26 protein-coding genes are annotated in these 22,505 nt (G+C 58.4%); 14 read left to right on the plus strand and 12 right to left on the minus strand.

Features of this window, described 5'->3' with window-relative positions:
* Nucleotides 1-249: 249 nt before the first annotated feature.
* Genes ABD815_RS05040 through ABD815_RS05050 form a run of 3 tightly spaced genes read right to left on the minus strand, consistent with a single transcriptional unit; the run spans nucleotide 250 to nucleotide 2,281 of the window.
* Nucleotides 250-1,050 carry a metal ABC transporter permease gene (locus ABD815_RS05040; RefSeq protein ID WP_344844370.1) on the minus strand — a complete coding sequence of 267 codons (801 nt, stop codon included), beginning with the start codon at nucleotides 1,048-1,050 and terminating at the stop codon, nucleotides 250-252.
* The gene (locus ABD815_RS05045; protein WP_344844374.1) at nucleotides 1,050-1,799 is read right to left on the minus strand and encodes an ATP-binding cassette domain-containing protein; all 750 of its coding nucleotides are present in this window, start codon (nucleotides 1,797-1,799) and stop codon (nucleotides 1,050-1,052) included. The genes ABD815_RS05040 and ABD815_RS05045 overlap by 1 nt, the downstream gene beginning before the upstream one ends.
* Nucleotides 1,796-2,281, minus strand: a complete 486-nt coding sequence (locus ABD815_RS05050; RefSeq protein ID WP_344844377.1) for a Fur family transcriptional regulator — start codon at nucleotides 2,279-2,281, stop codon at nucleotides 1,796-1,798. The genes ABD815_RS05045 and ABD815_RS05050 overlap by 4 nt, the downstream gene beginning before the upstream one ends.
* Nucleotides 2,282-2,369: 88 nt before the next feature.
* Between ABD815_RS05050 and ABD815_RS05055 the strand changes: the two genes are divergently transcribed.
* The 8 genes from ABD815_RS05055 to ABD815_RS05090 all read left to right on the plus strand — a co-directional run bounded on the left by ABD815_RS05055 (nucleotide 2,370) and on the right by ABD815_RS05090 (nucleotide 9,806).
* Nucleotides 2,370-3,326: a zinc ABC transporter substrate-binding protein gene (locus tag ABD815_RS05055; RefSeq protein ID WP_344844379.1), complete on the plus strand. Its 957-nt coding sequence runs from the start codon at nucleotides 2,370-2,372 to the stop codon at nucleotides 3,324-3,326.
* Between the two features lie 61 nt (nucleotides 3,327-3,387).
* Nucleotides 3,388-4,182 carry a S49 family peptidase gene (locus tag ABD815_RS05060; RefSeq protein ID WP_344844860.1) on the plus strand — a complete coding sequence of 265 codons (795 nt, stop codon included), beginning with the start codon at nucleotides 3,388-3,390 and terminating at the stop codon, nucleotides 4,180-4,182.
* 168 nt (nucleotides 4,183-4,350) lie between these two features.
* Nucleotides 4,351-5,298, plus strand: coding sequence for a calcium/sodium antiporter (locus ABD815_RS05065; RefSeq protein ID WP_344844381.1), 948 nt, complete (start codon nucleotides 4,351-4,353; stop codon nucleotides 5,296-5,298).
* A gap of 7 nt (nucleotides 5,299-5,305) precedes the next feature.
* A complete protein-coding gene (locus tag ABD815_RS05070) occupies nucleotides 5,306-6,061 on the plus strand; it encodes an SDR family oxidoreductase (RefSeq protein WP_344844383.1) in 756 nt (251 codons plus the stop codon).
* A 330-nt stretch (nucleotides 6,062-6,391) separates the two neighbouring features.
* Nucleotides 6,392-8,272 carry an excinuclease ABC subunit UvrC gene (gene uvrC / locus ABD815_RS05075; RefSeq protein ID WP_344844386.1) on the plus strand — a complete coding sequence of 627 codons (1,881 nt, stop codon included), beginning with the start codon at nucleotides 6,392-6,394 and terminating at the stop codon, nucleotides 8,270-8,272.
* Between the two features lie 182 nt (nucleotides 8,273-8,454).
* Complete coding sequence (gene pgsA, locus ABD815_RS05080) at nucleotides 8,455-9,126, plus strand: CDP-diacylglycerol--glycerol-3-phosphate 3-phosphatidyltransferase (protein ID WP_344844388.1); 672 nt, start codon at nucleotides 8,455-8,457, stop codon at nucleotides 9,124-9,126.
* Entirely contained in the window at nucleotides 9,119-9,367 is a 249-nt protein-coding gene (gene moaD / locus ABD815_RS05085; protein ID WP_344844390.1) for a molybdopterin converting factor subunit 1, read from the plus strand. The genes pgsA and moaD overlap by 8 nt, the downstream gene beginning before the upstream one ends.
* Before the next feature lies 1 nt (nucleotide 9,368).
* Complete coding sequence (locus ABD815_RS05090; RefSeq protein ID WP_344844393.1) at nucleotides 9,369-9,806, plus strand: molybdenum cofactor biosynthesis protein MoaE; 438 nt, start codon at nucleotides 9,369-9,371, stop codon at nucleotides 9,804-9,806.
* Here the strand turns inward: ABD815_RS05090 and ABD815_RS05095 are convergent, their stop codons facing one another.
* The 3 genes from ABD815_RS05095 to ubiA all read right to left on the minus strand — a co-directional run bounded on the left by ABD815_RS05095 (nucleotide 9,807) and on the right by ubiA (nucleotide 13,068).
* Complete coding sequence (locus ABD815_RS05095) at nucleotides 9,807-10,133, minus strand: hypothetical protein (RefSeq protein ID WP_344844396.1); 327 nt, start codon at nucleotides 10,131-10,133, stop codon at nucleotides 9,807-9,809.
* Nucleotides 10,126-12,009, minus strand: coding sequence for an OmpA family protein (locus tag ABD815_RS05100; protein WP_344844399.1), 1,884 nt, complete (start codon nucleotides 12,007-12,009; stop codon nucleotides 10,126-10,128). Before ABD815_RS05100 ends, ABD815_RS05095 begins: the two co-directional genes overlap by 8 nt.
* Nucleotides 12,010-12,075: 66 nt before the next feature.
* Nucleotides 12,076-13,068 carry a 4-hydroxybenzoate octaprenyltransferase gene (ubiA, locus tag ABD815_RS05105; protein WP_344844402.1) on the minus strand — a complete coding sequence of 331 codons (993 nt, stop codon included), beginning with the start codon at nucleotides 13,066-13,068 and terminating at the stop codon, nucleotides 12,076-12,078.
* Between the two features lie 12 nt (nucleotides 13,069-13,080).
* Between ubiA and ABD815_RS05110 the strand changes: the two genes are divergently transcribed.
* Genes ABD815_RS05110 through ABD815_RS05120 form a run of 3 tightly spaced genes read left to right on the plus strand, consistent with a single transcriptional unit; the run spans nucleotide 13,081 to nucleotide 15,736 of the window.
* The gene (locus tag ABD815_RS05110; protein ID WP_344844405.1) at nucleotides 13,081-13,806 is read left to right on the plus strand and encodes a 16S rRNA (uracil(1498)-N(3))-methyltransferase; all 726 of its coding nucleotides are present in this window, start codon (nucleotides 13,081-13,083) and stop codon (nucleotides 13,804-13,806) included.
* Nucleotides 13,803-14,312, plus strand: coding sequence for a hypothetical protein (locus tag ABD815_RS05115; protein WP_344844409.1), 510 nt, complete (start codon nucleotides 13,803-13,805; stop codon nucleotides 14,310-14,312). Before ABD815_RS05110 ends, ABD815_RS05115 begins: the two co-directional genes overlap by 4 nt.
* Before the next feature lie 53 nt (nucleotides 14,313-14,365).
* The gene (locus tag ABD815_RS05120) at nucleotides 14,366-15,736 is read left to right on the plus strand and encodes a glutamate--cysteine ligase (RefSeq protein WP_344844414.1); all 1,371 of its coding nucleotides are present in this window, start codon (nucleotides 14,366-14,368) and stop codon (nucleotides 15,734-15,736) included.
* A 4-nt stretch (nucleotides 15,737-15,740) separates the two neighbouring features.
* Here ABD815_RS05120 and ABD815_RS05125 read toward each other — a convergent pair whose 3' ends face one another.
* The 6 genes from ABD815_RS05125 to ABD815_RS05150 all read right to left on the minus strand — a co-directional run bounded on the left by ABD815_RS05125 (nucleotide 15,741) and on the right by ABD815_RS05150 (nucleotide 20,050).
* Nucleotides 15,741-16,121 (minus strand): DUF805 domain-containing protein, encoded by a 381-nt coding sequence (locus ABD815_RS05125; RefSeq protein ID WP_344844418.1) that lies wholly within the window; start codon nucleotides 16,119-16,121, stop codon nucleotides 15,741-15,743.
* 64 nt (nucleotides 16,122-16,185) lie between these two features.
* Nucleotides 16,186-16,776 (minus strand): glycerol-3-phosphate 1-O-acyltransferase PlsY, encoded by a 591-nt coding sequence (gene plsY, locus ABD815_RS05130; RefSeq protein ID WP_344844422.1) that lies wholly within the window; start codon nucleotides 16,774-16,776, stop codon nucleotides 16,186-16,188.
* A 22-nt stretch (nucleotides 16,777-16,798) separates the two neighbouring features.
* On the minus strand, nucleotides 16,799-18,064 hold the full coding sequence (pyrC, locus tag ABD815_RS05135) for a dihydroorotase (RefSeq protein WP_344844424.1): 1,266 nt from the start codon (nucleotides 18,062-18,064) through the stop codon (nucleotides 16,799-16,801).
* Complete coding sequence (locus ABD815_RS05140; RefSeq protein ID WP_344844426.1) at nucleotides 18,061-18,573, minus strand: hypothetical protein; 513 nt, start codon at nucleotides 18,571-18,573, stop codon at nucleotides 18,061-18,063. Before ABD815_RS05140 ends, pyrC begins: the two co-directional genes overlap by 4 nt.
* The gene (locus ABD815_RS05145; protein WP_344844428.1) at nucleotides 18,570-19,091 is read right to left on the minus strand and encodes a hypothetical protein; all 522 of its coding nucleotides are present in this window, start codon (nucleotides 19,089-19,091) and stop codon (nucleotides 18,570-18,572) included. The genes ABD815_RS05140 and ABD815_RS05145 overlap by 4 nt, the downstream gene beginning before the upstream one ends.
* Nucleotides 19,088-20,050, minus strand: coding sequence for an aspartate carbamoyltransferase catalytic subunit (locus tag ABD815_RS05150; protein WP_344844432.1), 963 nt, complete (start codon nucleotides 20,048-20,050; stop codon nucleotides 19,088-19,090). Before ABD815_RS05150 ends, ABD815_RS05145 begins: the two co-directional genes overlap by 4 nt.
* A 105-nt stretch (nucleotides 20,051-20,155) precedes the next feature.
* On the opposite strand from ABD815_RS05150, the gene ABD815_RS05155 reads away from it, so the two are divergent.
* From ABD815_RS05155 to ABD815_RS05165, 3 genes are all read left to right on the plus strand, one after another.
* On the plus strand, nucleotides 20,156-20,974 hold the full coding sequence (locus ABD815_RS05155) for a uracil-DNA glycosylase (protein ID WP_344844435.1): 819 nt from the start codon (nucleotides 20,156-20,158) through the stop codon (nucleotides 20,972-20,974).
* Nucleotides 20,961-21,503 carry a molybdenum cofactor biosynthesis protein B gene (moaB, locus tag ABD815_RS05160; RefSeq protein ID WP_344844436.1) on the plus strand — a complete coding sequence of 181 codons (543 nt, stop codon included), beginning with the start codon at nucleotides 20,961-20,963 and terminating at the stop codon, nucleotides 21,501-21,503. Before ABD815_RS05155 ends, moaB begins: the two co-directional genes overlap by 14 nt.
* Before the next feature lie 132 nt (nucleotides 21,504-21,635).
* On the plus strand, nucleotides 21,636-22,505 hold an 870-nt coding region (locus ABD815_RS05165; RefSeq protein ID WP_425549845.1), incomplete at its 3' end, for an HlyD family secretion protein.

Below are 22,505 nucleotides of genomic sequence, written 5' to 3' on the forward strand. Positions count from 1 at the left end.
AATGGTACTGCGGCTTAAGCCGTGGGAGAGTAGGTCACCGCCAAACCTAGTAAAAATCCAAGCTCTCTCTAAAACGATCAATTGAATAAAGAACGCGCCAGACCCTGTGTCCGGCGCGTTTTTTGTTGTGCTGGTGCAAGATACCGGCGCCCTGTCTCATGTCTCATGTCTCATGTCTCATGTCTCATGTCTCATGTCTCATGTCTCATGCTCATGCGTTTGTGTTGTCTTGTCGTGGTTCCCTGGGGCCTATGATCGGCCCATCAGGCGAGCGGCCAGACTTGATACTGCGAAGAGGAGTGCTGCGCAGCTGACGATGGTAGGGCCAGTCGGTGTGTCGAATGTAAACGCCGCAACAATTCCTAAAAAGACCGAGATGGTGCCGATACCAGTCGCCAAAATTGCCATTCTTTCAGGTGTTTGTGCGAAAGGACGCGCCGTTGCCGGCGGGATCAGAAGCAGCGCCGAGATGAGTAGGACACCCACCACAGAAATTGCCAACGCGACTACAATTGCCAGCGCCCCTGCCAGCAGGAGTTGTTCTCTCCTAGGAGAAATACCTGCAGCAATTGCCAAGTCGGGGTTCAGCGTTGCGGTCAGCAATCCCGACCATCGCCACCACAAAAAGAACAGGACGATCAAAGCGCCCGCCCAGATTAGGGCGATGTCGCCACGTCCCACGGCGAGAATATCGCCGAAGAGATAGCTCATAAGATCCACGCGCACGCCATCAACCAGCGAGACAGCGACCAACCCAATGGCGAGTGCGGAGTGAGATAACACGCCAAGCATCGTGTCCATTGACGTCTTTCGGTTGTCGAGTGCCGACACTACGAGTGCCATGGCGAGTGCGACCGCAAACACACCGGCAAAAACTGAAATGTTGAAGGCCAACGAAAATGCCACGCCTAGGATGGCGGCATGCGCGGTTGCGTCGCCGTAATAGGCCATTTTGCGCCACACCACGAAACACCCCAAGGGAGCGGCTGCCACGACGACACCGACACCGGCAAGAAGGGCGCGAACGAGAAAGTCATCAAGTAGGGTCATTAGGCCGTTTCTTTGTGGGTATGGTCGTGGGAGCAGCCGTCGTCGTGGCTATGGGCATGTTCGTGTCGATAGAGGGCGAGCGCACCATGTGTGCCGGTGCCGAATAGGGCGCGATACTCGGGAGCGGATGCGACGTGCTCTGGCTCCCCTTCGCAGCAAATGTGACCGTTCAGGCAAATGACGCGGTCCGATGCGGCCATGACGACGTGCAATTCATGGCTGACCATCACGATCGCGCAGCCGAGGTCACGGCGGACCTTTTCGATTTGGCTGTAAAAGTCGGCGGAGCCGGGTTGGTCCAACCCTTGTGTCGCTTCGTCGAGGATCAAGAGATCGGGTTTGGCGAGCAGTGCTCGAGCCAGAAGCACGCGTTGAAACTGTCCTCCCGACAAATCGGACATCTGCCGGTCGCATAGATGTCCAACACCCGCAGCCTCAAGTGCTGCGTGCGTTTTGTCATGGGAGACGCGAACAGGCAGGCTGAGAAAGCGACGAACGGTGAGCGGTAGCGTCGGGTCGAGGTGCAGTTTTTGGGGCACATACCCGATCTTGAGGCCAGCGGATCGCGTGACTTTTCCGCGGCTGGGTTGGATCGCTCCAATAAGCACTCTCATTAATGTGGATTTTCCCGAACCGTTCGGTCCGACAAAGGTGACAATCTCCCCGCGTTCGAGCGTGAGGGAAACATCATGGAGAACCTGTTTGCCGCCTTGGTCGACGTCAATCCGCGTGAGGGTCAACAAACTCACGTTGCCGCCCCCTGCTTTCGGCATGTAGGGCAGAGCCCCTCGGCTTCCAGAACAGCGCGTTCGATGACAAAGTCGGAGGATGCTGCGATTTTCGCGAGCATGCCTTGGGCGGGGTCCGTCTCCGCCTCGGCCACCAAATGGCATTCACGGCATATCAGGAAGGCGGGGCTGTGGTCAGCATGTGGGTATGCGCAGGCCACGAAGGCGTTCAGACGTTCGATTTTGTGGACGAACCCGTTCTTGGACAGGAAATCGAGGGCACGATATGCAACAGGTGGCTGCGACCCGAAGCCTTCTTGCGAGAGGCGGGCGAGAACGTCGTAGGCCCCCAATGCGCGGTGTTCTTCGAGCATGATTTCGAGCGTGCGTTTGCGGACCGCAGTGAGTTGCAATCCCGAGTCCAAACATCGTTTTTCCACCAGAGCGACCGTGTCGGCAATGCAGTGATCGTGGTCGTGGGTTTCAAACCCGAGCGCGTCCATCCTGAGACCCTTTCTGAAACTCGCCTCTTGATATGTTATACTATGACATATATCAAGCGCATCGAAATGTAATAAGGTAACAAAAAGCATGCGCCTGAAACTCGCCGCACTCCTTTCCTTCCTCGCATTCCCGGTGGCCGGTGACGTTCCAAAAGTGGTCACCGATGTCGCGCCGGTTCATAGCCTCGTCGCGCAAATCATGCAGGGAGTAGGGGAGCCTGACGTCCTATTGCCCCCCGGTGCGTCGCCGCATGATTTTTCTCTCAAACCATCACAGGCGAGGACCCTTCAGAACGCGGACTTGATCGTTTGGGTTGGTCCCGACCTCGCTCCGTGGCTCGGTGGCGTTCTCGGCAATGTCGCCCAGAGTGCGGATATGGTCACGCTGTCGGATGCGGCTGGCACGCGCGTCTTGCCATACCGCGATGAGGCGCTTTTCGACGATGAGGAGCACGACGATTACGGGCATGAGACGCATGACGATCACGGGCACGAGGCGCATGACGGGCATGACCATGATCCACACATGTGGCTTGACCCGGAGAACGCAAAGGTCTGGCTCGTCGCGATAGCCGAAGCGATGTCAGAAATGGATCCGGAGAATGCATCAACCTACAAAGCAAATGCGCAGACGGCGACGGACCGGATTGACGAGACGGCTGTCGCCATCGCCAAAGCTTTGGCGCCGGTCGCAGAAAAGCGGTTTGTCGTTTTTCATGATGCCTACCAGTATTTCGAGGCCCGCTTCGGGCTCCATTCAGCGGGGGCGATTTCATTGGGGGATGCGCAAAGCCCGAGTCCGTCACGGATTGCTCAAATCCGCGACGCAATCACGGATGCGCAGATTTCATGCGTCTTCGCAGAGCCGCAGTTCAGTTCGAGCCTCGTAAAAACCGTATCCCAGGGTAACCACATCAATGTTTCAATTCTGGACCCGCTGGGCGTCGACCTCGAAATCGGGCCATCGTTCTACACGCAATTGCTCATGGAGATGACCACATCGATCGTTTCCTGCCTCCAAGAGGTTGGGGGGACTAACGATTAAACGGTCCCCCTCTTAGGACCAGCCCTTGTCTGCCTGCCTGCGCCGCTTTACATCCAATTCTATGAAATACACCATCCCATTTCGAAAATCGGTTCCGCGGGTCAATGTGGTTCGCCTCGAAGGTGTCATCATGACGCGCCAGGGCGGACTTAATGACCAGGCCGTTGGCGCGATTGTGGAGCGCGCTTTCCGCAAAGGAAAACCTGTAGCGGTCGCGCTCGCCATTAACTCTCCGGGTGGGTCGCCTGTCCAATCGTCCCTGATCGCCGCGCGCATTCGCCGGCTTGCGGATGAAAAGGAACTGCCGGTTTTCGCCTTCGTCGAAGACGTCGCCGCCTCGGGTGGCTATTGGCTCGCCTGTGCGGCAGACAAAATCATGGTGGATGAAAGTTCGATCGTGGGCTCCATTGGCGTGGTCTCCTCCGGGTTTGGTTTCGATGAGTTCATTTCGCGGCACGGAATCGAACGCCGGGTCCATACTTCTGGCGGATCAAAGAGCCAACTCGACCCGTTCAAGCCCGAAAATCCAGAAGACGTGGCGCGTCTGAAATCGCTTCAGGGTGATATCCACGCAGCCTTCATTGACCATGTCAAAAAATCACGCGGCACGCGCCTTGGCGAAGGCGTGGACCTGTTTGACGGGTCCTTCTGGACCGGTCGGCGCGGTGTGGAGCTTGGGCTCGCCGATGGCATCGGGCACCTCGTGCCGACGATGAAAGAAACCTATGGCGAGAAGGTCAAGTTCAGCGTCTTTGGACCGCGGCGATCCTTCATCAGACGGTTTGGTATTGAACTTGCACAGAGGGCGCTGAGCGGCGTTGAAGAGCGCAGCCATTGGGCAAGGTTCGGTCTCTGATATGCTATTCAAAATCATCACGATTTTCTTCGTGTTTATGGCTGTGCTTGCGCTTTTTGGAAAGTTCAGGTTCCCCGGCCAGAAGACACTATCGAAAATGAAATGTTCGGCCTGTGGCCGATATCGAATTGGCAAGGGCCCGTGCCCTTGTGGGAAAGGGCATAGTTAATGGACTTCATTCTTGCCATTTGTGGTCTGGTCTTGCTCTTGATCGCGGGGGACACGCTTGTGCGGGGCGCTGTCAACCTGTCGCTCCGGCTCGGTGTGCCGCCCCTGATTGTCTCGCTGACAATTGTCGCCTTCGGCACGTCTGCGCCCGAATTGCTAATTTCTATCCAAGCCATTTTGCGCGGCGTGCCCGGATTGGCTCTGGGCAACGTGATCGGGTCCAACATCGCCAACGTGCTCCTCGTACTGGGGATACCGGCATTAATCACGACGTTGCATGTCACCGACAATTCGACACGCGCCTCCTATCTGCAAATGATCGGGGCCACCGCGTTGTTCATCATACTGGCGCACCTCGGCCCGATAACCTGGGTTTCGGGAATAATCCTCGTCACCGCGTTGCTGGCAATGCTCCTGCATGCGTTCATGTCCGCACGTAACCATCGCAATGCCGCCGCCGCCTGCGAAGATGTGACCGAGCTGGAAGGCGCGGACCCGATGATCAGTTGGTGGAAAATCGTCGCCTTCATCATTGTGGGCCTGATTGGTCTGCCTCTGGGTGCGAACCTCCTCGTTGAGGCCTCCACCAATATCGCGCGGTCCTTTGGCGTATCCGAGACGGTGATCGGACTGACGCTCGTCGCCATCGGGACGTCCCTGCCGGAACTGGCAACAACTGTGATGGCCGCGCTGCGAAAGCAGGCTGACGTTGCGTTTGGTAACGTGATCGGGTCGAACATGTTCAACCTTCTCGGCATCCTTGGCGTGGCGAGCTTCTTTGGCTCAATGCCGGTTGAACCGGGCCTGTTGCGTTTTGACATCTGGGTGATGTTGGCCGTGTCGCTTTTGCTGGGCGTCTTTGTTTTGCGCAGGATTGATATCACGCGGTTCTGGGGTTTGGTGATCACCGCCCTATATGTGCTCTATGTGATCGTAGTGGTGAGCTGAGGGCACAATGGAAGCTGGGATAGCGTTAGTCACGGGCGCGGGCAAACGGCTTGGGCGTGAGATGGCGCTCTACCTTGCGCAGCGCGGTTTCGACGTGGGTGTCCATTTCGCGCATTCCTTTGAAGGGGCCCATGAGGTCGTGGACGACATCCAGAACCTCGGGCGCAATGCGGTCGCGATCAAAGCCGATTTGTTGCGAGAAGAGGAAGCACAGGCATTGGTGGGTGAGACTGCAGGTTTGCTTGGCGGCCCCGTCACTCTCCTCGTGAATAACGCCTCGATCTTTGAAGCCGATGATCTGGCCGACATGACCCGTCTGAGTTGGGATCGACATATTGAAAGCAACCTGCGCGCACCTGTCGTGCTGTCGCAATCCTTTGCCCGTCAGGCACCGAAGGCGGTTCCGGACGCGCAGGGCGAGCCACGTGCACGCGCACTGATCGTCAATATGCTGGACCAGCGGGTAAAGAGCCTGCGGCCCGAATTCCTGTCATACTCGATCGCCAAAATGGGCCTCTATGCTTTCACAGAGTGGGCGGCGTTAGCGCTTGCGCCTGATGTCCGCGTGAACGCGATTGGTCCGGGTCCTACCCTCCGGGGTGCGCACCAATCCAGCGACGAGTTTGCACAGGAACGGGCCGCGACATTACTGCGCCGTGGGGTCGAACCGTCGGATATCACAGCGACATTAGGCTATTTCATGGATGCGGACGGCGTCACAGGGCAGCTCATTTGTCCCGACGGCGGGCAGCATCTGTCCTGAAAACCCGTCGTTCCGACCGGTTTTCGATAGCGCTTTGGAATTCAGACCGCCGTAAGTTGTGCACCTGCGGCCATTCGCGGAAAGGTTTGTTACCAAAATGTAAATAAATTCAATGATTTGCCCGAGGCGGAAAAAAATTTGCTGTAATAACAGGCGTTTAATTGTTAGCCCAATTTTTGTGCAGACAGAGAAAAGCGTGCCGTTTCAAGGAAAAATGGGACTTCACGAAAACTTATAGGCAGAGTTATCCACAGAAACAGTGGATAGGTTTGCTCTTGCCCGAGGCGCGATAAGGTTGCAGCCAGTTAAGGGAATCAAAAGCGAGACGTTATGAAATCGGAAAACGACGAGGTTGAAGCGAAGACTGCCCCCTTGGGTCACCAAGTGATCGAAGGGTATCTGCGCACACTCGACAGTTCACCGGGCGTTTACAGGATGTTGGACGCCGATCATAACGTCCTCTACGTGGGAAAAGCGCGCAACCTGCGCAACCGTGTTTCCAATTATGCCCGCCCTCACGGGCACAGCGGCCGCATCGCGCGCATGATCTCGGAAACCTCGCAGATGATGTTTCTGACGACGCGCACCGAGACCGAAGCCCTGCTTCTCGAGCAGAACCTCATCAAGCAGCTCAAGCCGCGATACAACGTGCTTTTGCGCGACGACAAAAGCTTTCCCAATATTCTCGTAACCAAGGACCACAGTTTTCCGGCGATCACCAAACATCGCGGCGCGAAAAAGCGCAAAGGCTCATACTACGGCCCCTTCGCGTCTGCGGGGAATGTGAACAGCACGCTCAATCAGTTGCAAAAGATTTTCCTTCTGCGCAATTGCTCTGACAATGACTTCGAGGGGCGCACGCGGCCCTGTCTGCAGTATCAGATCAAACGGTGCACCGCGCCCTGTGTGGGCAAGATCTCCAAAGAAGACTACGCGGATCTCGTGGCGGACGCGGAGAAGTTTCTGCAGGGCAAAGACACCGGACTTCAACAGAAACTGGCCAAGGATATGGCCGCCGCTGCAGACGCCATGGAGTTTGAACGTGCCGCTGCAATACGCGACCGTATTCGCGCTATGACTTCTGTGCAGACGGCGCAGGGTATCAATCCGCGCACCGTTTCTGAGGCCGATATTATCGGCCTGCATATGGAGGGCGGGCAGGCCTGCGTTCAGGTGTTCTTTATTCGCGCCAACCAGAACTGGGGCAACCGCGATTTCTATCCGCGTGCAGGTGCCGACATTGATGCCGCCGAGGTCCTCGGTGCCTTCGTCGGCCAGTTCTACGATCAAAAAGAGCCGCCTCGCCAGATCATCCTCAGCCACGATATCGATGACCGTGAATTGATGGCCGAGGCATTGGGCGAAAAGGCCGGTCGCAAGATCGAGATACTTTTGCCGCAACGGGGCGAAAAGGCGGAACTGGTCGCCGGTGCCGTGCGGAATGCGCGCGAAAGCTTGGGGCGGAAAATGTCCGAGAGCGCAGCGCAGGGCAGGTTGCTCAAAGGTGTCGCGACTGCGTTCGATTTGAAGGCCGTTCCCGAACGGATCGAGGTCTATGACAACTCGCATATTCAGGGCGCCCATGCCGTGGGCGCGATGATCGTTGCGGGCCCTGAGGGGTTTGTTAAATCCCAATACCGAAAATTCAACATCCGAGGGGACGATCTAACCCCCGGTGATGATTTCGGGATGATGAAAGAAGTCCTCAAGCGGCGCTTTTCGCGACTTTTGAAAGAGGATCCGGATCGCACAGGCGGCACGTGGCCTGATCTCCTGCTCATTGATGGTGGGGCGGGTCAGGTTTCGGCCGTCCATGAAATCATGCGCGAAATGGGTGTGACCGATATTGCGATGGTTGGCATCGCAAAGGGCGTCGATCGGGACCAAGGCAAAGAAGAATTCTACCGCGTGGGTCAGCGCCCGTTTGCGCTGCAGCGAAACGATCCCGTGCTCTATTTCATCCAACGGATGCGCGACGAAGCACACCGTTTTGCGATCGGCACCCACCGCGCCAAACGATCCAAGGCAATCGGTGCGACGCCGCTGGATGATGTTCCGAATGTCGGCGCGACACGAAAACGGGCTCTTTTGGCCCATTTTGGCAGCGCAAAGGCCGTTGGGCGCGCGAATCTCGCGGATTTGAAGGCGGTTGACGGGATTTCTGAAAAAGTCGCGCAGACGATTTACGACTATTTCCACGAACAAGGTTAGCCGTTTGGCGAAAAAAACGGGCCGGCACCAACATGCCGACCCGTCCGTATACCGTTACTCTTAAACTAGGTACGGTATTCTTATACCTGAACAATGTGTCTCAACTGCGGGGAAAAAGTGCCCATTCACGTCATGTCTCGCGCCGCCTTTCCCCGCCCGCAAAACCGCGATACATCTGGCACATGATATGGAACCTGCCCAATATACTCACTCTGCTCCGATTGCTGGCCGCGCCCGGTATCGTGCTGTCGTTTTTGTTTCTGCCCCATCCTGTTTCGGACTGGGTTGCACTGATTCTGTTCGTTGGAACCTCCGCCACCGATTTTCTTGACGGGTATCTGGCGCGCAAATGGAACCAGACCTCCAGATTCGGTGCGATGCTCGATCCAATCGCAGACAAGGCGATGGTGGTGAGTGCGATTGCAGTTCTTGCGATGAATTTCGGCCCTGCAACGGTGATTATCTTTCCGGCGGCGTTCATTCTCCTGCGCGAGACATTTGTGTCTGGCCTGCGTGAATTTCTCGGCACGACCGCGGGGCTTTTGAAGGTCACGCGTTTGGCCAAATGGAAGACAACGACCCAAATGGTGGCGATTTCGGTGCTGTTTTCCTACGGCCTGTTTGCCCACTACGTGGGTATGGGCAGCTTCGGGATGGATGGGGCAACCGTGGACGGCATTCTGTCGGGAGAGATTGAGGATCCGAACGGGTTTGCTTGGCTCTATCGCGGCATGGTGTGGTCTTATGGGGCGGGGGTCATCCTGCTCTGGATTGCAGCGATCCTGACGGTCGTGACAGGTGTCGATTACCTGCGCAAAGCGATGCCATTCCTGCGTGAGGCTAGCGATGATTGATGTCCTTTACTTTGCATGGGTTCGCGAGCGTATCGGCATTCCGCGCGAAACCGTGACGTCAGAGGCGGCCACAGTCATGGACCTTGTCGACGAACTGCGCGCGCGTGAAGAACGATACGCCCTCGCTTTCGCGGATTTGTCGTCTCTGCGGGTCGCGCTCGATCAGGAATTGACCGAATTTGATACCCCGCTAGAAGGCGTTCGCGAAGTCGCCTTTTTCCCGCCAATGACGGGTGGCTGACATGCACGTGCGGGTTCAGGAGGCGGACTTTACACTCGCAGATATTTTGGACGGCTTTGCATCCGCGCCGGATACGGGCGCAACCGTCTCCTTTACCGGTATTGTGCGCGACGACACCGGTGATCTCCTCCATATGGAAATCGAACATTATCCGGGCATGTGTGAGGCGGCGATCGAGGGGATCGTTGCACAGGCCACACAGAGATGGTCGCTCACGGATTGCCGCGTTGTGCACCGGTTCGGGCGCCTTTCCCCCGGAGCGCAGATCATGATGGTGGCAACGGCGGCACGCCATCGCGCCGAGGCCTTTGAGGCGGCCGAGTATCTCATGGATTATCTGAAATCGCGCGCACCCTTCTGGAAGAAAGAAGTGCGACGGTCGGGCGAAGACTGGGTCGCCGCCAAGTCGAGTGACGAAGACGCTTTGGACCGGTGGTAATTACCCGACGTTGACGCGCTCGACGTAGGCGCGAAGCTCTTCAGCCTCTGCGCGCGCTTCGCGCAACCCATCCATCGCTGCATTCAATTCCGCTTCGGTCTGGCTCAGCTGGTTGGTGATTTCGGCTTCACGTTGCTGGAAGTATGCCGTGGTGCGATCGCGTTCTTCTTCGGCCTCGTGAAGTTGTTGGGCCATCACATCGAGATCGTTCATTTCGCCGTTTCCGACACGCACAAAGCGATGAATCATCCAATGAACGAACCACCCCATCAAAAAGGCGATGAAAAGGACGATCGCCGTCGCGATGATCAATTCGGTTCTATTCATTGCTCTGTCCGTCCTCCTGCGACACCTCGTTTAAATCGGCGTCCTCGGTGTGATCATGATCATCGTGGCCGGAGCCGCCAAGTAGTTTGAATTCAATGCGGCGGTTGGCCTCGCGACCCTCTTCGGTACCATTATCGGCGATTGGGGTTGTTTCACCATACCCTTTCGCCGAGAAATCGACACCCACAACACGACGCGCGAGCAATCCATCGAGAACGGAATTGGCGCGTGCCTGGCTCAGATTGAGGTTCATTTCTTCGCGGCCTTGGCTATCGCTATGCGCGCCGATTTCAATTTCGACATCTTCGCACTCTTTGAGAGCCGCCGCGATCCGGTCGAGTGTGTCGAGCGCGACATCGTTTAGCGTTGCCTGGCCGGGGTCAAAGACGATCTTGTTGGCGGTGATGATGCGGTTGGCACGCTCAACACATTCTAGCGGAGTTGGCAGGTTGAGGACCGGATCAAGTTTGCGCACATAGTTCACGTTGATCTCGTATTCCTGACCATCGCCAAGCGACTCTGCCAACATGCGGGCGATTTCGGCGCGCGCGTTGGAGTTGCCGGTTTCACCACGGACTTCGATCCCGTCCGCCCGCATCGTGACAGAGCCGTGGGACAGTTCGGCCAGCGCATTGACCGCCACGAGTGCACGCACCGCCCAGCCTTCGGGAAGGCTGTCGTCGGTGCGAATTGCCGAATAGATGCTTTGGGATCCGAATTCGGCGCGCGCAACGGCCTCGGTCGCCATTTTGGAGCGCTCGTCGCTGATGCGGCCACGTAGTTGCACCTGACCTTCGGGAGAACGGATCGCAATGAATTGCGGCTGTTGGTCTGATTCTGCGGTTTCGGGTGCTGGCAATGTCGCGTGGAGCGTAAAGGTAGACGGCAGTGCGGCTTCGAGTTCGCCCGCGATTTCGTCAAATGTCGACTGGTCTGTGCCTGCGGTGCCGAGAAGGTTCACGTTGCCGTCTGAATAGGTAATCGACCCGCTGCCCAGTTTTGCCAATGCGCGCATGCCGGTTTCAACGGCGCCGGCCCAGTTGTTGGCTGGCGCGCCGAGGCCGATGGTGCATTCGGGATCCGTCATTCCGAGGGCTCGTGCCGCTGCGATGATCCGCGCATGGCCCTGTGGGGTTTCCGCCGTGCAGGCATCAAAACGCGGGCCTGTTTCATCAATGAGCAAACGCACGGTAAATGGCGTGATGACGGGGCGAGGGGCCGCGATGTGGATCGTGTGGACGACGCCCTTCGGGGCCGCTGCGGCCAAGGCGCGTTCGAGCCGCACTTTCTGCGCATCACCGTCTGCGAGACCTGTGATTGCGACATTGCGGGCAGAGAGCGAAATTTTGGAGCGCGGCAGTAGACCGATGGCTTCGATACCAAAATCGGTGGCGTCTTCCCAACCTTCGGGGGCAGGGTAGTCAGCCTGTTCTAGGAAATCAGCGATAGATCCGGTTGTCGCCGCTTTGCGCAGCGCGTCGACAAATCCATCGCGATCCCAACTCTGCGGCACGAGACCGATCAGGGATATGCCGCTGTCATTGCGCAGGATTTCGATGGAGAACTCGGGCGCCGGAATTGCATCCGTCTGCACCACATCCATCACATTTATCACCCGCGACGGATCAACGACGTGTCCCGCTGCGCGCTGGGCGGCGAGTTGTTGATTCTCGCTTGGCGCGGTGCCCGTCAGAATTACCTGCAAACCGTCGGCCTGCACGTCGACCCACTCAAAGCCTTCAAGGCCAAGTTTTTGACGAACAGCCGTTTCAGACGTGGCCTCAATCGCCTGCGCACCCACATTGGCTGCAATAAGCGAAGCGAGGGCACCTGCAACCAGCGCGGCGAGGATTGTCAGATTGGGTGAAAGACGCATACGCGCTTTGAACCTCTTTTAGGGATCAGTGCGGGATTGTTTAGGGCGATCCGTCTCTTGCTGCAATCAAAGGAACACGGCGATGGCAAGAAACAGCGCAGCGAGAAGTCCGGCGTCGCGGTTGGACCTGAAAAGTCTCAGGCAGGTTTCGGGACTTTCAATGTCGAGTTTAGTGAGTTGCCAGAGCAGATGAACTCCGAGAGCCCACGCCCCGCATAGTCCGACCAGCAGCGCGGCGAGCGAGCGTTCCGCGAGTGCTTCGATAACCGCCGCGGCGAAAAAGATGACGGTCATGATGAGGAAACGTTTGAGCCAGCGACCGGTCTGCGCCCCGAACAAGCGTGCCGTCGATTTGACGCCGATGAGGGCGTCATCCTCGGTGTCCTGATGGGCGTAGATGGTATCGTAGAACAGGGTCCACGCGATGCCTGCGAGGTAGAGAAACACGGGCGCGATCGTCAATTCGCCCGCGACCGCTGCATATGCAAGCAGGGCACCCCAGTTGAACGCGATGCCCAGAAACACCTGTGGCCACCACGTGAACCGCTTTGCGAAGGGGTAAATGGCGACCGGCAAAAGCGACAGGATGCCCAGACCAATCGCGAGTTTGCCAAAGGTGAGCAGGATCGCGAATGCGATCAGGCATTGCAGCACCATCCAGATGGCGGCCTGGCGTGTCGTTACTTGGCCTGACGGGATCGGACGGCTTTTGGTGCGCGCCACAGCCGCGTCAAAATCGCGGTCCGTGATGTCGTTCCAAGTACAGCCCGCACCCCGCATCAAAATCGCGCCTATCCAGCAACCAAAGAGTATCCAGAACGTGCGCGCCGATAGGTCGCCGGTCTGAGCCGTGGCGAGTAACGCACCCCACCAGCAGGGCAAAAGCAACAGCCACCATCCAATCGGGCGATCCGCACGCGACAGGCGCAGGTAGGGGCGCGTCCATGCCGGTGCACGGTTGTCTACCCAGTTGCCGGCGACGGCATCGGACACGGCATCCAAAGCAGGCGCATCAAACTTCTCGCGGCTTGTCTCTGGTGCGGATGGCTTGTCGGTCATATGTAACGGTCCATGGAACAGGCAAAGATCAGACTCTATGTAGATCACCCGCTGTCCGAGGGGCAAACCATTCCTCTCGACCGCGATCAGTCACATTACCTTTTCGGGGTCATGCGTCAGAGTGTTGGGGCACATGTCGCGCTCATTAACGGGCGCGACGGTGAATATATTGCGCAGGTCGCCGAGGCGGGCAAACGCGCGGGGAGCCTTGTGTGTTTGCGTCAGACCAAGCCTCTGCAGATGCCGCCAGATCTTTGGCTCCTTTTCGCACCGATCAAGAAAGCGCGCACGGATTTTATTGTCGAAAAGGCCACCGAAATGGGGGCTGCGCGGATTGTGCCTGTTCAAACCGAATACACCAACTCGGAACGCATTCGTCAGGATCGTTTGCAGGCCCATGCGGTTGAGGCGGCTGAGCAATGTGGCGGGACATTCGTGCCTGAGGTGGCCGAGCTTCACCGTCTTGATCGTCTTCTCGCGGATTGGGACCCTGAACGTCAGATCATGTTCTGTGACGAAGGATTGGTCGGAGCGGCCCAGCACCTCTCCGCCACGGGCGGCGGCGAATGGGCGATTCTGATCGGGCCGGAAGGTGGATTTTCCCCGACCGAGCGCACGCGCCTCCATGCGCTGCCTTATGCGCATGCCGTTAGTCTCGGTCCCCGTATTCTGCGCGCGGACACCGCAGCGGTTGCCGCGTTGACCGTGTGGCAACAGGCACTGGGAGATTGGACATGATCCGCCCTGAAATGCGCGCCTCGATTTGGCGATGGCGAGAGGTTATCGGGGCGGTCGGTATGCTCGCCCTGTGCCTATGGATGGCACTTAGCTTTTTCGGGGTGATGGCATGGATCGGATGGATTCTGGTCGTCGTCCTGTCTGTGTATATTTTCGCAGCCGTTCAACGCGTGCGGTTCTCCGCAGGATCGGGCGGATATGGGGTTGTCGAAATCGACGAAGGCGTCATTTCCTATTTGCTTCCCCACGGCGGTGGGCAGATTGAGATCGCGTCGATGAGTTCGGTTGTACTCCTGCCGGCCAGTCGCGGACCGGCGCATTGGCAACTCGATGCTGCTGATCAATCTCCGTTACTCATCCCCCTCGATGCGATTGGCGCGGAGCAGTTGTTTGACGTGTTTGTCAATCTTGACGGCATCGAGACCGAGAAAATGCTGCGCCAAATCAAGGCTGCGCCGGACCAGCCGGTGATCATTTGGCGAAATCGCAAGCTTGCCTTGCATTGACTTCGCCACATGGTTGAACCAAGTCTTTCGAACTGATCCAGCGGAGAAACGCGATGTCTATTCCCCAGTCCGGCGGCGGCCCGATCGAGAGCTACGATGACCTAGTCAGCTACTTTGAAGCGGGCTGTAAGCCTAAAAAGGATTGGCGGATCGGGACCGAACACGAAAAGTTCGGCTTTTGCAAAGATACGCTCAAACCTCTCCCCTATGAAGGCGACAGGTCGATCCGCGCGATCCTCGAAGGGTTGCAGGACCGTTTTGGCTGGAATCCTGTGTTTGAGGGCGAATACCTCATCGGGTTGGAATTGAATGGCGCGAATATCTCGCTCGAACCCGGCGGGCAGCTGGAATTGTCGGGCGCGCCGCTCGAGACGATCCACCAGACCTGTGACGAGGTTAACGAACACCTGCGTGAAGTCCAAAATGTCGCCGACGAAATCGGCGCGCGTTTCATCGGCCTCGGCATGGCACCTCATTGGAAACATGAGGATATGCCGCTCATGCCAAAGGGTCGCTATAAGCTCATGGATGCCTATATGGACCGCGTGGGCGAGACCGGTCGCGACATGATGCGGCGCACCTGCACGGTTCAGGTGAACCTCGATTTTGCCTCCGAAGCCGACATGGTCCAGAAATTTCGCGCCGCACTGGCGCTGCAGCCGGTTGCCAACGCGCTCTTCGGGAATTCGCCCTTTAAAGAGGGTAAGCTCAACGGCCACAAAAGCTGGCGTGGCTACATCTGGCGCCATCTCGATGATGCGCGAACGGGGACCCTGCCCTTTGTGTTCGAAGACGGCATGGGGTTTGAACGGTACGTTGAATATGCCCTCGATGTGCCGATGTATTTCGTCTACCGCGACGGCAAATATATCAACGCGCTGGGCATGTCGTTCCGTGATTTCCTCAAAGGTAAGCTACCCGCGCTACCCGGCGAAAAGCCGACGCTTTCGGATTGGGCGGACCATCTGACCACGATCTTCCCAGAGGCGCGCATCAAACAGTATATGGAAATGCGCGGTGCGGACGGTGGTCCGTGGCGCAGGCTCTGTGCTCTGCCGGCGTTTTGGGTTGGTTTGATGTACGACCAGCACTCTCTGGATGCCGCCAGCGATATCATTCGTGGCTGGACACCGGAGTTTCGCGATGCCCTGCGCGCGGCGGCCACGGTCGATGGATTGGCGGCGGAGGTCGACGGCGTGCGGATGATGGATCTCGCGCGCGACTGCGTTACCATTGCCGAAGGTGGCCTGGCGGCGCGCGCCTGCGTTGGTGCGGGTGGTCTGGTGCCTGACGAGACCCATTTCCTCAACGCGCTGAAGGATAGCCTTGAGACAGGTAAAGCGCCTGCGGACGAGTTGATCGAGCGCTTTAACAGCGACTGGCAGGGCGATGTGACGAAGGTTTTCGCAGAGTATTCCTACTAACTGCTCAGGTCGTGTAGGTGTCTGGCAGCGGATCGGGACCAAACCGGTTTGCGCCATAGGTGCCCCGCGATGCCGCCCAAAAGACAAGAACCAGAAAGCCGATCAGCGGCAGCAGGATCAGGAGCACCCACCATCCTGACCGGTTGGTGTCATGCAAACGGCGCACCCAAACCGACAGGCCGGGCAGAAAACAGACGAGCGAAAAGAGACCTGCTGACGGGCCGGTGACTTCGGGAACGCCAAAGAAAATGGTGTCGATTCCGCCGAAAACGAGGCCACCGAGGAAAACGAAGAGCGCCCACCACCAAAATTCCGATCTCTGCGCACGGCCTTCAAAGGTCACAAATTTTTTAAAGCAGGTTCTGATAGCGTCGAGTGGCTTCATGTCTGTAATCCCTTTGGATTTCTAACAAAGCTTCGGACAGTTCTGCCGGTGAAGCAATGGTAGATTACCCTTTTGTTTTTGACCCGATCTTGGTCTCGGTTCCCGCACGCAGACGCGCCATGTTTTCGCGATGCTTGAAGAAAATGAGCGCCGTAAGCACGACGACGAGAAGCGCCCCGTGCAAATGATAGAACACAGCGGTGTATATCGGCGCCAGCAGCGCGGCAGTCAGGGCCGCGAGGCTCGAAAAGCGGGTTGCGAGCGCCACGAGGAGCCATGTTGCACAGGCCAATAGACCCGCAGGGAACGAAAGGGCCAGAAGTGTCCCGAGGAATGTCGCAACGCCTTTGCCGCCTTTGAATCGCAGAAACACAGGGTAGAGGTGGCCGAGCATCGCGAAGAGCGCGGCAATTCCCGCCCCGCTTTCCCCGACCAGAGCGCGCGCGATCAAAACGGCCGCTGCCCCTTTGCCGCTATCCCCGAGCAGGGTGAGAAAGGCGGCGAGTTTGTTGCCTGTGCGAAGGACGTTTGTGGCGCCAATATTGCCCGACCCGATCTGGCGCAGGTCGCCGAGACCGAAAACGCGGGCCATGACGATGCCAAAGGGGATCGATCCGAGGAGATAGGCGAAAGCTGCGGTGAGGATCAGGGTCATGTTGTGGCTACTCCTTGATCATTCATGCGCCAAAGACGCGGTCGCCCGCGACCCATGTGCCCAGAACTTTCCCCTGCATGCGCGCGCCATCAAAGGGTGTGTTCTTAGACTTGGAACGCAGCTTTGTGCGGTCGAGGATAAAGGGCGTGTCAGGGTCAAAGAGCACGAGATCAGCGGGCGCACCGGCGGTGATCCGCCCCGTCGACAGTCCCAGTCGCCGCGCCGGATTGAGCGACATCGCGCGGAACAGTTGTGCCAATGTGAGACCGCCTGCGTGGTAGAGCCGCAGGGCCGCGGGCAGCAGCGTTTCGAGGCCAACCGCGCCAGACGCCGCTTCTTCGAAGGGGAGGCGTTTGCTTTCTTCGTCCTGAGGGGTGTGCATCGAGGAGATGATATCAATCAGGCCGTTGGCAACAGCGTCCACCATGGCAAGCCGGTCATCTTCCGACCGCAGCGGCGGTTTTACTTTGAAAAATGTGCGGTAGTCGCCAACGTCGAATTCATTCAGCGTCAGGTGGTGGATCGACACGCCCGCCGTCACATCGAGCCCGTTGGCTTTGGCGCGCTCGAGCGCGGGCAGAGCGCGCGCGGTGGTGATCTGGTCAAAGTGATAGGACACGTTGGTCATTTCGATCAGGGCGATATCGCGATCCAGCCCCATGCGTTCGGCCATGGACGATACCGCAGGCAGGCCTTTTAGGGCTGCGAATTTTCCCGACGTGGCGCAGGCGCCGCTAGACAATCCGGGGTCCTGCGGGTGACCGATAACGAGCGCACCACAGGATTTGGCATATGTGAGAGCGCGTTGAAGGACCTTTGTATCCGTCACGACGTGATCGCAGTCGGTGAATGCCACCGCGCCCGCGTCGCGCATGAAACCGATCTCCACCATTTCGCGACCGGCGCGCTCTTTGGTGAGCGCGGACATATGGCGCACGTGAACGACCGCGTCTGCAGCCGCGCGCCGCGTTACAAATTCAAGTCCCTCTGGCGTGTCGATCGCAATCGACGTGTCGGGGCGTGTGACCATGGTTGTCACCCCACCTGCGGCAGCCGCGCGACCGGCGGAGGCAAAGCTCTCTTTGTGCCGCTCACCGGGTTCGGACACTTTTACGCCGAGATCGACGATCCCGGGCGCGAGGCATTTCCCCCCACAATCAATGGTCTCGCCCAAGGGCGCTTTGCCGGTGCCGGTTTCGGCAATGGTGCCGCCTTCGATCCTGAGCCATCCGTCGGTTTCGCTCAGCGTTTCGGGATCGATCAGACGGGCGTTTGTGAGGACTATCATGCCACACCTCTTTGAATGTCGCGGATCATTCTGAAAACATCGGCTGCATCCACAATGCGATCAAATGCGGGCCGGCCGAGGGCGCGTGCACCCGTAATTGCCATTGCCGAACCGCGAAACCGAATGGTGCCGGGGCTGTCGCCATCGAAGTCGACACCGGTTTGCGGCGTTATCGCCACCGCGTTTAGCGTCCGCCCGCGCAGTGGATGGTTCTGGGCAAAAAAGGCGCGTCGGTTGGTCAGGGAATACCACGTGTTGCGGCGCATGAACGGCGTCACGATTTGCGGCCCGAAGCCGACCAGTATGCCCGCTGTGAAATGGATCAGACCGAACTGCCACAGGGCACCGTCGCGCGCTGCCATGACCATCCAGAAGAGCGCGAAACCGGAGAAGATGATGCCGAAAATCATGGAGGGAATACGGGACGGGTTCAGCGGTACCGACCGGACCGGTTGTCCCTGCCACAGGACGACTTCATCGCCCTCGAGGTATTCATCCCACCCGCTCATCCTGCGATCCAGACGAATACGGCTACAAAGACCGCGAGAAACAGGAGCACGAACGTCGCTACCATGCCGGAGATGCGCGCGGGCGAGGCGGGCGGTTTTCCCTGTGGCAGCAGGCCTTGTGCGCTTTCGCTTCTAAGAGTGTCCATCGAGGGAATCGTCACCGGTGCGCCGTATCGTCCGACGAGGCGGAAAGGCGGCTCTGGCGCAAAGCGTGCCGCGTCCTGTCCGAGTGCCTTTGAAAACACCAAACAGATGGTGCCGGACAATGCGTCTAGCATCGGGGCATCGTCGCCCACATCCATACCGTTCGCCTCGGCCACGTAGCGCGCTACGCCATAGTTGTTTAACGTGCTGGCATCGACGCATTCGACATGCGCGGGGTCTGGTTCACGCCAGAGGCCGAGAACCTCGCCCAGACCTGCACCGACCAGCGGTTCAATCTCTGCCACGGGTGCGTCGACGGCGAAAACCCAAACCAGCCGTTCATGACCTTCGGGGATATCGTAGGCGTCGCTCACACCATGACCCCTTTGTCATTGTCTTCGCGTGTCGCGCGCAGATTGCGGGCCAGAAGATCCATGACCGCCATTCGCACTGCGACGCCCATCTCCACCTGTTCCTGAATGACCGAGCGGTGAATGTCGTCCGCAATGGTGCCATCGATTTCGACGCCCCGGTTCATCGGTCCGGGGTGCATCACGATGGCATCGGGTTTGGCATAGCTGAGTTTATCCGCGTCGAGGCCGTATCGGTGATAGTATTCGCGCTCGGACGGGATAAAGCCGCCGTCCATGCGTTCCTTTTGCAGGCGGAGCATCATGACGACGTCGACGTCCTTGAGGCCTTCCGCCATGTCGTCATAGATTTCGCATCCGAACTCTGAAAACTGCGACGGGACCAAAGTCGGCGGTCCGACGAGGCGGACGCGGTTTTCCATTTTGCCCAACAGCACAATGTTGGAGCGCGCGACGCGGCTGTGCGCGACGTCACCGCAGATCGCGATCGACAGGCGGTGTAGCCGTCCCTTCGCCCGCCGGATCGTGAGCGCATCGAGAAGCGCCTGCGTGGGATGTTCGTGGCGACCGTCGCCCGCGTTGATGACGGCGCAATTGACCTTTTGCGCGAGGAGATCGACCGCGCCGGAATGCGGGTGTCGCACGACCAGCAAATCGGGGTGCATCGCGTTTAGCGTCAGCGCCGTATCGATCAGGGTCTCACCCTTTTTGACCGATGAGGCCTGCATATTCATGTTCATTACATCCGCGCCGAGCCGTTTGCCCGCCAATTCAAACGACGCCTGTGTGCGTGTTGAATTCTCGAAGAACATGTTAATCTGGGTGAGGCCCGCCAAAGCATCAGAATGCTTATGCGCCTGCCGGTTGAGATTGACGTAACTCTCGGCGAGGTCGAGAACGGTTGTAATGTCCTCAGGATGCAGCGGCTCAATTCCGAGTAGGTGTTTGTGTCGGTATGCCATGGTGCCTCCCGCCCGCTTGCGCCGTTTCCATCCGCTTATAGAAACCACACCGCGTCGCGGCAATGTGCGATTTACCTTGGCTCGGCGGGAAGGTAGCGTCGGGGCATGGAGACTCACATCGAATTTTGGGACGCACATGCGCTTTTGGCGTGGCAGGTTGAACTCGGCGCGACAGATGCGATTTGTGATGTGCCTATCGATCGCTACGCAATCGAGGAGGTGGCGACGGCACAGGCCTCGGCCCGTTCGGCTCAGTCGTCCGATGCGGCGGCCCAACTGCCAGAACCCGAGCCAACCATTGATCCGGCATCAGAAGCCATGGTCGCCGCGCAGGCTGCGGGAGATCTGGATGCGCTGCGTGACGCATTGGAAGCGTTCGAACATTGTGCGCTCAAACGAGGCGCCCGCAATTTGGTCTTCGCCGACGGTATTCCCGAAGCACGCGTGATGGTTATCGGCGAAGCGCCAGGCCGCGAAGAGGATCGGCAAGGCAAGCCGTTTGTTGCAGACGCGGGGCAGTTGTTGGACGCGATGTTCGCCGCGATCGGGCTTTCGCGCGCGCCACAGACGCCGGATGCGGGGCTCTATATCACCAACGCATTGCCGTGGCGCCCGCCGGAAAACCGTGATCCGACGGCCGATGAAATTGCCATGCTGAAACCGTTTTTGATCCGGCACATTGAACTGGCTGACCCGCAGGTGATCGTCCTGATGGGCAATTGGGCCTGCATGGCGCTGCTTGGGCGGGCAGGGATATCACGGATGCGCGGCACGTGGCAGGAGGTCCTAGGGCGACCTGCAATGCCGATGACGCATCCGGCCTATCTCCTGCGCAATCCAATGGCGAAACGCGACGCTTGGGCGGACCTTCTGGATATTCAGGAGCGGTTGCGTGCGAAAGGAACTTCCGATGGCTCGAATTGATGAAGCCCTAGATTTCATTGCCGTGCGCATCGCGGTTCTCACGGTGTCGGATACCCGCAGCCTCGCAGAGGACCGGTCAGGCGATGCATTGGTCGAGATGATCAATGACGCGGGCCACATCGTCGCGGATCGCAAAATTATCACCGATGACAGGGGCCTCATCCGCGACATCCTGAGCGCGTGGATCGCCGATGACGGGGTGGATGTGATCATCTCGACGGGTGGCACGGGCCTCACGGGGCGGGATGTCACGGTCGAGGCGCATCGCGACGTTTATGAGAAAGAGATCGAAGCCTTCGCGACCGTTTTCACCATGGTCTCGATGAACAAAATCGGCACTTCGGCGGTGCAATCGCGCGCCACGGGTGGCGTTGCGGGCGGAACATATCTCTTTGCCTTGCCCGGATCGACCGGCGCCTGTCGTGACGCATGGGATGAAATCCTGAAGTGGCAACTCGACTATCGCCACAAACCCTGCAACTTCGTGCAAATCCTTCCTCGTCTCGACGAACATTTGCGCAGAAAATAAAAAACTTCACGGTGATGTCGAAATTTTCGACGGAAACTGGCGAACCGCACGTATTGTCCCATATTGTTCACTTGGCTGGTGCGCGGTCACCGAAGTGAACGTGCGACCGGATGGAATATCGAAAGGATAGGCATGCGCTTCTTGCGTCGTTCCCTCATCGGGCTGTTCCTCGTCTCTTTAACGCTCGCACTATTTGTGGCGGCCGGTGTTCGGCTGAGCACGACGATTGCTGCCAAACGGGCAGAAGAATCCGTGGTGCGACCTGCCCGCGAGCGCCAGTTCGCAGTCAATGTGGTAACGGCGGAGGCGATTGAAACAACGCCGATCCTGTCGACATTCGGTGAAATCCGCGCCCGCCGCACGCTGGAGCTTCGCGTGCCTTCGGGAGGGCGCATCGTCGAGATGTCGGAAAACTTCGAAGAAGGCGGCATTGTCACGGCAGGCGAAGTGATTTTGCGATTGGACCCGACCGAGGCCGAGTCCGCATTGCGCGTCGCCGAGGCGGATTTGCGCGAATCCCAAGCTGAGTTGGAAGACGCGGGTCGTGCGCTCGAATTGGCCAAGGATGATCTGGCTGCGGGGCAGGCGCAATTAGAGTTGAGAATTGCCGCGAGAGAGCGTCAGGAAAGCCTGTCCTCGCGAGGTGTAGGATCGGCAAGCGCGGTGGAAACGGCCGCCTTGTCGGAAGCCGCTGCGCGCCAAGCGGTGCTGTCGCGCCGACAGGCGCTCGCCAATTCCGAAGCCGCCTTGGCCGCCGCCCAGACTGCTGTCTTGAGGTCCGAAATCGCCAAGGCAGACGCGGAACGCGCGCTTGACGATATGGTGGTTGTTGCAGATTTCGGTGGCATTCTGACCGAGGTTTCGGGTGCGCTGGGCGCCTTGGTCGGCGGAAATGAACAGATCGGAACCCTGATTGCGCCCGGTGATCTAGAGGTCGCGTTTCGAATTTCGACAGAACAATACAGTCGCCTGATCGACGCCACGGGCCGGGTCCCGCCGCGT

Source organism: Celeribacter arenosi, from assembly GCF_039539485.1.
GTDB classification, from domain to species: Bacteria; Pseudomonadota; Alphaproteobacteria; order Rhodobacterales; family Rhodobacteraceae; genus Celeribacter; species Celeribacter arenosi.